Source organism: Streptomyces sp. NPDC016459, from assembly GCF_040632845.1.
GTDB lineage: Bacteria > Actinomycetota > Actinomycetes > Streptomycetales > Streptomycetaceae > Streptomyces.
The window spans coordinates 1-9,210 of sequence record NZ_JBEYCR010000025.1 but is presented as its reverse complement, the minus strand read 5'-3'; the positions used below and the strand labels follow the sequence as shown (position 1 = coordinate 9,210).

7 protein-coding genes are annotated in these 9,210 nt (G+C 68.8%); all 7 read left to right on the top strand.

Annotated elements, in window-relative coordinates:
* Nucleotides 1–590 precede the first annotated feature (590 nt).
* On the top strand, nt 591–1,355 hold the full coding sequence (locus ABZ567_RS30950; protein ID WP_360796339.1) for a hypothetical protein: 765 nt from the start codon (nt 591–593) through the stop codon (nt 1,353–1,355).
* Between the two features lie 5 nt (nt 1,356–1,360).
* A complete protein-coding gene (locus tag ABZ567_RS30945) occupies nt 1,361–1,990 on the top strand; it encodes a sortase (protein ID WP_360796336.1) in 630 nt (209 codons plus the stop codon).
* A gap of 485 nt (nt 1,991–2,475) precedes the next feature.
* On the top strand, nt 2,476–3,546 hold the full coding sequence (locus ABZ567_RS30940) for a LacI family DNA-binding transcriptional regulator (RefSeq protein WP_360796333.1): 1,071 nt from the start codon (nt 2,476–2,478) through the stop codon (nt 3,544–3,546).
* Between the two features lie 383 nt (nt 3,547–3,929).
* Complete coding sequence (locus ABZ567_RS30935) at nt 3,930–5,201, top strand: extracellular solute-binding protein (protein ID WP_360796331.1); 1,272 nt, start codon at nt 3,930–3,932, stop codon at nt 5,199–5,201.
* An 86-nt stretch (nt 5,202–5,287) separates the two neighbouring features.
* Nucleotides 5,288–6,286: a sugar ABC transporter permease gene (locus tag ABZ567_RS30930; RefSeq protein ID WP_360796328.1), complete on the top strand. Its 999-nt coding sequence runs from the start codon at nt 5,288–5,290 to the stop codon at nt 6,284–6,286.
* A complete protein-coding gene (locus ABZ567_RS30925) occupies nt 6,287–7,180 on the top strand; it encodes a carbohydrate ABC transporter permease (RefSeq protein WP_360796325.1) in 894 nt (297 codons plus the stop codon).
* Between the two features lie 103 nt (nt 7,181–7,283).
* Nucleotides 7,284–8,972 (top strand): glycoside hydrolase family 13 protein, encoded by a 1,689-nt coding sequence (locus tag ABZ567_RS30920; protein WP_360796322.1) that lies wholly within the window; start codon nt 7,284–7,286, stop codon nt 8,970–8,972.
* Nucleotides 8,973–9,210: the final 238 nt, after the last annotated feature.

Genomic DNA, 9,210 nt, shown 5'->3' with positions numbered 1-9,210 from the left:
GCACGAACCTCACGACGCGGCAGCTCACCACGCTCTTCGGCGTATCGCCTGCGGCGGTGTGCCGGATCATTTAGCGGCCGGACGGACCCCCCCCCCGACGGCAACGGCATGACGACTTCGGCCTGGGCAAGAGCGAACTCAACCGCAAGCTGCCCCAGGAAGCGACCGCTCCCGCCGGCTCCGGCACGATCGAAGGCGACACCAGCGGTTCCGTGAATACGTCCAGGGACAGTGGGAAACAGGCCTTGCCCCAAGACTCGCTCTCGCACTGGCGACTGCCGCCGCGGTGCTCGTAGCCACCTTCCTGTTGGGCCGGGCGAACACGTCGGACTGCCCGCGACACTGTTCGGCCAGGCGGACACCGATGACGTGCGTCCCGGGTCATGCGCTTCGCGGGCCCGCCGGTTCGCTGAGCTTTGGGGGCTGCACAGGGTCCGGCATGACTGCGGTGTGTTGCACCACTCCACGTGACGTCGCCCTAACGCTCCACTGCGGTGGCCGGAACGGAGCCAAGCGGGCAAGCATTACTTCATGCGCTCGACGTACTACGCAGCGCAGCACTCCCGACGTCAATCGAGTAGGAGCACCCCGTGCAGAAGGCCACCCCCGCCGCGATCGCCGTCCTCGCCGTCATAGCCGGTGGCACCGCCCTCGCTCCCGCAGCGCTCGCCGCGGACAACGCGGAGGACAAGAGCCTCCACGCGACGCTGTCCCCCGTCCCCACCAACAAGGTGACCGGCTCCGGCACGGCGACGGTGCATCTGAAGGGGCACGAGGCGACCGTCACGATCAAGACCCAGGGTCTGCTCGCCGGCGCGCCGCACGCCCAGCACTTCCACATCGGCGCCAAGGGCCAGTGCCCGCCCGCGTCGGCGGCCACGAAGCACAACGGCCTGCTGAGCATGAACACGACCGACGGATTGCCGTTCTACGGCAAGATCGGCGCCTCCCTCACCACCACCGGCGACACCGGAGCCTCCCACTCCGCTCTCGCGGTCGACCGCTTCCCCAAGGGCTCCTCCTACACCTACCACCGCACCATCACGGTCGACGAGGAGACCGCCAAGAGCCTGCGCTCGAACAACGCGGTCGTCGTCGTCCACGGCATCGACTACAACGGCAACGGCAAGTACGACAACGTCCTCGGCGCCAGCGACCTCGACGCCACACTGCCCTCGGAGGCCACCAACCCGGCCCTGTGCGGACCGCTGAAGACGGCCCCGGCCGGAGCGGTCGCCGGAGGCATGGGCGGCACCCAGGACGGTGACACCGTGGCACTCACCGCTGCCGGCGGTCTGCTGGTCGCGGCCGGCGGCGTGATGTACCTGCGTCGTCGCGGCATCCGCCAGAACTGACCCGCATGAGCGGCTTCCGGCCCCGTGGCCGTCGCAGTGTTCACACTGCGACGGCCATCGCCTTCACCACGGCCGCGCTCGCCCTCCTGGCCAAGGTCGCGGCATCCCCCTCGACACCCCCCGCCGCGCCCGAATCCGTCCTTGCGGGGCCGTCCGATCCCTCACCGCGGCCGCCGCAGGGAGCTGCCCGGGTTCTGCCGGCATCCCAGCCCGAGCACATCGACGTCCCTGAGATCGGGCTGACCGCGAAGATCGTGTCCGTCGGCACGGCCGCGGACGGCACCATCGCCATGCCGGCGGACGCGGACCAGGGTGGCTGGTACAACGGATCCCCGACCCCGGGGGAACACGGCAACACGATCGTGGTCGGACACCTCGACTCCTCCAACGGCCCCGCGGCCTTCTACGGACTGGGCGCCCTGCGCAACGGCGACCGCATCACCCTCACACGCCGCGACCGCACCAAAGTCACCTTCACCGTCACCCGCATGGCCGTCTACTCCAAGGGCGACTTCCCCTCCCAGAGCGTCTACGCTCCCACTCTCCACCCCCAGTTGACACTGATCACCTGCGCCGACTGGGACGACTCCAGGAAGCGTTACCGCTCCAACCTCGTCGTCACCGGCCACGCCTGAGCCCATCGGCCAGGAGGATCTCCCGGGTCCCGGGAGCACAGCACCTGTCCGATCGGGTCCGCAGGATCTCCTCCAGGGTGAGACACGACCGATCCCCGTTGACCGCCTCCAGCAGCATCGCCGTCAGAAAGTCGGCTTCCCGGGCGGTAGCGGGGCGTTGCCTCATGCGTGCATCCGGCAGGTCCGTCCCGGTCGCGTCGCTCGTGTGCACAGGGTCTCCCCATTCGTGCTGTCATCGACGGAGCGGTCGCCATCCTCGTTAGGCGATCCTGCTGTGGTCACCGCAGAACACCGTCGGGTCGGCGCCTGCCTCCAGAACACTCTCGAGGTTTGCTAACTCAATTTATTAATGAGTTAATGACAGCCCGAAGACCCGGGATGGTCAGGCTTGCCCACTTCCCGTTCGAGGCCCTCCATCCTGCTGGCGCCGGGCGGTGACCGTGCGCTATACCGTTACTAATCGTTTACCGACACGGGGGCCAGACATGCCGACCACCACATCCGGGACCGCCCCGAGCGACGGGCGGTCCCGGCCGACGGCCAACGACGTCGCCAAGGCGGCGGGCGTGTCACGGTCGGCGGTGTCATTCGCCTTCAACAGCCCCGAGAAGCTCTCGGTCGGCACCCGGGATCGCATCCTGGGCGTGGCCAAGGACCTCGGCTACGTCCCGAACACGCTGGCCCGCATGCTCAAGGCCGGACAGACGCAGTCGCTGGGCGTGCTGCTGCCGCAGAACCTCGCGCGCGTGATGGAGAACCCGTACTACTCCCGCTTCCTCACCGGCGTAGGACAGGTCTGCGACGAACAGGGGTACACCCTGCTGCTCACCCCACCGCTGCGTGACTCGATGCTCAAGGCGATCCCGTACGCGGCGGTCGACGGCTTCATCGTCTGCGGCCTGGAGCACGATCGGGGGGAAGTGGCCGAGCTGCGCCGGCGCGGGATCCCCTTCGTGCTCGTCGACAGCAGCGCCCATGAGGGAGTGTCCAGTGTCGACGTGGACGACGAGGGCGGTGCGTACGAGGCGGTCCGGCATGTCCTCGACCTCGGACACCGCCGGATCACGCTGCTGTCGATCGACCCGGGACCCGAGCACGCCGAACGCGGCTACCGGGGCCCCCTCGCCCGCCGCATGGCCGGCGTGACCCGCGCCCTGGAGGACTCCGAGCTGGGGCTCGAGGACATCGAGATCGTCGAGGTCCCCGCCACGCGCATGGACGGCTTCAAGGCCACGAAGAGGTTCATGTCCTCCCGGCCCACCACCGCGATCGTCGCCATGTCCGACATCCTCGCCTTCGGAGCGGTCGACGCCCTGCACGACATCGGCCTCGAGGTGCCCCGCGACGTGACCGTCACCGGCTACGACGACCTCCCCGACGCCTCGTGGATGCGGCCCCGCCTGACCACCGTGCGACAGGCGATCACGACCAAGGGCCGTACGGCGGCGGACCTATTGTTCTCGGCCATCCGGGGAGAGGACCAGCATCCGCATCAGCTCCTCGGCACCCACCTGATCGTGAGGGACTCGACAGCCCACCCCCGGACCACGGACTGACACACCGACCCCACCGCTCCCCCGCCCGCCGCCCCGGTGAGGCGGGGTTTGCTGTTTCCGCAGGTCACCATGGCTTCCAGCCGCGGTGTGTCGGCCCTTCGGCCCGAGGACACCCTTCGACAACCGCGTTACGCAAACGTTAACTAACTCCTGTTAATAACCTGCTAACGTCTGCGACATCAAAGAGCTCGCGAGGGGCTCACCTCGCCTTCCGGTGGCGGAAAACCACCCAGGGCGGCGAGGGAGTCCACCCGCGGCCCGGCCTCCCTCCACGACCGATATGGGCGGGAGGTGCATGATTGCCGGCTGCCGCCGGTTCCGTCCCGCTCCGGCGGCAGCACCCGGGCCGCCCTTCCGGTCAGACCTTCTTCGAGGAGTTCCCCATGCGCCGTGGTCTTGCGGCAGCCGTCGTCGTAGCGGCTCTCGCCATCTCCGCGACTGCCTGCTCCAGCGGCAGTTCCGGCTCCGACACCTCCGGCCCGGTGACGATCACCTGGTGGGACACCTCCGACGCCACGAACGAGGCCGGTACGTTCAAGGCCCTGGTCAAGGACTTCGAGAAGGCCAACCCGGACATCAAGGTCAAGTACGTCAGCGTGCCCTTCGGCGACGCGCAGACGAAGTTCCAGACCGCGGCGGGCAGCAAGGGCGCCCCGGACGTGCTGCGGGCCGACGTCGGCTGGACGCCCGGCTTCGCCAAAGCCGGCTTCCTCGCCCCGCTCGACGGCACCGATGCCGCCGCGGAGAGCGCGAAGTTCAAGCCGAACCTGATCGAGCAGGCGAAGTTCGAGGGCAAGCTCTACGGCGTCCCCCAGGTCACCGACACGCTCGCGCTGATGTACAACAAGGCACTGTTCGCGAAGGCGGGCATCACCGAGGCGCCGGCCACGTGGGCCGAGCTGAAGGCGGACACCGCGAAGGTGAAGGAGAAGACCGGCGTCGACGGTTTCGCCTTCAACCCGCAGTCCTACTACGCCATGCCGTTCCTGTACGGCGAGGGCACCGACATGGTCGACGCGGCGAAGAAGCAGATCACGCTGAACTCGCCGGCCGCCGTCAAGGGCATCGACACCCTCAACTCCGTGCTGGCGGCCCCCGGCATCCGCAAGCTCGACACCACCAGCAACGCGTACGCCAACATCATGGACGCGTTCAACACCGGCAAGGTCGCCTCCATCATCCAGGGCCCCTGGGAGAACGCGAACGTCTTCAAGGGCGCCGCGTTCAAGGACAAGAGCAACCTCGGCATCGCCGCCCTGCCCGCCGGCAGCGCGGGACAGGGCGCACCGCTGGGCGGTCACAACCTCGTCGCCTACGCCGGTTCGGACGCCAAGCAGCAGGAGGCGTCGCAGAAGTTCATCGCGTTCATGACCTCCGCGCCGTCCCAGGTGAAGGTCGCGCTCGCCAACGGCACCCTGCCGACCCGGGACGACGCCTACAGCGCGGAGGTGAACGCCAACCCGGGCATCGCGGGCTACTCGAAGCTCCTCGCCGACGGTGAGCCGCGCCAGCCGCTGGCCGAGTATTCCTCGCTGTACACGCCGTTCGAGACCCAGCTGATCAAGATCGTCTCGAAGCAGGAGAGCACGAAGCCCGGCCTGGACAAGGCCGCCGCCGAGGCGAAGAAGCTGCTGCCGGAGTTCAGCACCCCGTAAGACCATCGCGGGCTGCTCCCTGCCGCACCAGGGGGCAGCCCGCTCCGCTGACGCTTCTTCCCGTCCTTGTCCCATGAGGTGCCGAGATGACCACAGTGGTCGAGGGCAGAACTGCCCGCCAGAGCCACCGCGGCCGGGGCTCCGGCCGCGGCCCGATGCAGCGCATCAAGAACTCCTACGACCAGCGCTGGTACGCCTGGGCCATGTGCGTGCCCGTCGTCCTGGTCCTGCTCGCCGTCGTCGCCTATCCCCTGCTCCAGGGCATCTATCTGACGTTCACGGACGCCACCAGCCAGAACGTCGGACGCACGATCGGCGTCAACGAGATCCCCGACACCTTCTCCTGGGTCGGGCTGAAGAACTACACCGAGATCCTCACCGGCTCCAACAACCAGTTCTGGCCCCACTTCGCCTGGACCGTGATCTGGACGGTCGCGTGCGTCGCCCTGACCTACGCGCTCGGTCTGGCCCTGGCGGTGGCGATCAACCGGCAGATCAAGGGCCGCGGTTTCTACCGCATGCTGCTGATCCTGCCCTGGGCGGTGCCGACCTTCGTGACGATCTTCGCGTGGCGGCTGATCCTCGCGGACGACGGTGTCGTCAACCAGCTCCTGATCGGCCTCGGGCTCGACGGACCGTCCTGGCTGAGTGACCCCTTCGCGCAGAAGGTCGCCGCGATCGGCGTGAACATCTGGTGCGGCTTCCCGTTCATCATGATCTCCATGCTCGGCGGACTGCAGTCCATCCCCCGGGAGATGTACGAGGCGGCCGAGATGGACGGCGCCACCCCGTGGCAGCGGTTCGTCCACGTCACCCTGCCCGGCCTGCGTCCCGTCAGCAGCACCGTGATCCTGCTCGGTGTCATCTGGACGTTCAACCAGTTCAACGTGATCTTCCTGCTCTTCGGCGGCAACAGCGACAGCGTCCAGATCCTGGTGACCTACGCCTACCGGCTCTTCTTCGGCCAGCAGCCCCAGGACTACGCGCGCTCCGCGACCGTCGGCATCCTGTGCCTGTCGCTCCTCGTGGTCTTCACGAGCGTCTACCGCCGCTGGCTCAAGCGCAACGACCAGGGGGCCCTCTAAATGACCACCCTCACCACCCCGCCGGCCGGGGGCCCGCAATCCCCGAACGACCCCCGCCGCATGCTCAGCCGCCGCGGCCGCAAGGCCTCGGTCTCCCTGCATGCGATCCTGGCGGCCTCGGCCTTCATCGCCGTCTTCCCGGTCCTGTGGATCTTCTACATCTCCCTCGGGCCGGACAAGAACGACTACCAGCACCCCTCCCGCATTCTGAGCAACGCGACGCTGGACAACTACACGCACGTTCTGCAGAACACCGGCTTCGGGACCTGGATGCTCAACAGCATCATCGTCGCCTTCGGCACCATGCTCATCGGCGTCCTCATCGCCGCGAGCGCCGGCTACGCCGTGTCCCGGATGAAGTTCCTCGGCCGCGGCTCTCTGATGTACACCTTCCTTCTCACGCAGATGTTCCCGGTCGCCGTCCTCATGGTCCCCCTGTACAAGATCATGGGCAGCCTCGGCCTCCTGGACACCTACGGCGGCCTGGTCGTCATCTACTGCTCGACCGCGGTGCCGTACTGCGCGTGGCTGCTCAAGGGCTACTTCGACACCATCCCGGCCGAGATCGACGAGGCCGGGCGCATCGACGGCCTGTCCCCGTTCGGCACCTTCTGGCGCCTGATCCTGCCGCTGGCCCGGCCCGGTCTCGCGGTCGCCGCGTTCTACACCTTCATCACCGCCTGGGGCGAGGTCGCGTTCGCCTCGAAGTTCATGCTCACCGAGGAGAGGTACACCCTCGCGGTCGGCCTGCAGAGCTACATCAGCCAGTTCAACTCCCAGTGGAACTACCTGGCCGCCACCTCGGTCCTGATCGCCATTCCCGCCGGCGCGGTCTTCTACGTCGTACAACGCCACCTCGTGGCCGGCCTGACCGCCGGCGGCACCAAGGGCTGAAGCCCGGCTCCACCCGGGGCGTCTTCAAGTCGCCCCGTCTCGCTCCACCCTGTCCGCGCCCGGCGCCATGCCTGCCGCGCCCTTCACATGAGGACTCGCTTCCATGACCCAGTCGCTCATCGCTGCCCACACCGCATCCACCCCTGCCGCCGACTGGTGGCGGGAGGCGGTGATCTACCAGGTCTACCCCCGCAGCTTCGCCGACGCCGACGGCGACGGCATGGGCGACCTGCCGGGCATCACCAGCCGCCTGCCCTACCTGCGTGACCTCGGCGTCGACGCGGTGTGGCTGTCGCCGTTCTACTCCTCCCCGCAGGCCGACGCCGGCTACGACGTCGCCGACTACCGGGTCGTCGACCCGATGTTCGGCACCCTCGACGACGCCGTCACCCTCATCGGCGAAGCACACCGACTGGGCCTGCGCATCCTCGTCGACCTCGTTCCCAACCACTGCTCCGACCAGCACGTCTGGTTCCAGCAGGCCCTGCGCGAAGGCCCCGGCTCCCGCGTTCGCGAACGCTTCCACTTCCGCGACGGTCTGGGCCAGGACGGGGAGCTGCCGCCCAACGACTGGGAGTCCGTCTTCGGCGGCCCTGCCTGGACACGCACGAAGAACCCCGACGGCAGCCCGGGCCAGTGGTACCTGCACCTGTTCGCCCCGCAGCAGCCCGACTTCAACTGGGAACACCCCGCCGTACGCGACGAGTTCGGCTCCATTCTCAGGTTCTGGCTCGACCTCGGGGTCGACGGCTTCCGCATCGACGTGGCGCACGGCCTGGTCAAGGCGGACGGCCTGCCCGACCTCGGTGACCACGAGCGGATGCGGCTGCTGGGCAACGACGCCGGACCCTGCTTCGACCAGGACGGCGTCCACGAGATCTACCGCCACTGGCACACGATCTTCGCCGAGTACGCCGGCGAGCGGATCGGTGTCGCCGAGGCGTGGGCTCCGACATTGGAACGGACGGCGAACTACGTCCGCCCCGACGAACTGCACCAGGCGTTCAACTTCCAGTACCTCGCCACCGCCTGGCAGGCCGGCCCGCTGCGCGAGGTGATCGAAGGCACCCTGAACGCCATGCGGCCGGTCGGGGCGCCCGCGACCTGGGTCCTGTCGAACCACGACGTCACCCGGCACGCCACCCGCTTCGCCAACCCGCCGGGCCTGGGCACCCAGCTCCGCGAGACCGGAAACCGCGAACTCGGCCTGCGCCGAGCCCGTGCCGCCAGCCTCCTCATGCTCGCCCTGCCCGGCTCCGCCTACATCTACCAGGGCGAAGAACTCGGCCTGCCCGACGTCACCGACCTGCCCGACGACGTCCGCCAGGACCCCGCCTACTTCCGCGGGGCCGGCCAGGACGGCTTCCGCGACGGCTGCCGGGTCCCGATCCCCTGGTCCGGCACCCGCGCACCCTATGGCTTCAACCAGGTCGAAGACGGACCCAGCTGGCTTCCCCAGCCCGATGCCTGGGCGGACTTGAGCGTCGAGGCGCAGACCGACCGGGGCGGCTCCACGCTGGAGATGTACCGCAGCGCGCTTTCCCTGCGCCGCAGCCACCCCGCGCTCGGCGGCGCCGACAACCTGCGCTGGCTCCCGGCACCCGAGGGCATGCTCGTCTTCGAGTGCACCACCGACGACGGGCCCACGTTCGTCTGTACCGTCAACGTCACCAGTGACCCGGTCACCCTCGACACCCCCGGTACTCCCCTGATGGCCAGCGACCACATCACGGTGGGCAATGCCCGGACCGTACTGCCCGCGGACACCACCGCCTGGTGGACCACCGCCTGACCCTCCCGAGCTCCTGCTGACGGCCCCGCACCCGCCTGCCCGCGAAGCCGTCAGCAGACGTACCCGCACACTCCCCCTCCCGCGACACGACGAGGTGTTCCATGAGGTCACGTTCCACCTCCGCGGGCGGGCGCGGCCGCGCGCCCCCACGGTCAGCCCGCCGGGGCCCGGGTGGCGTCGCCCGCCCGCGCCCCCGACCGGCCCGCCCCCCCCCCCCCCACAAAGCGAGAGAGCACGC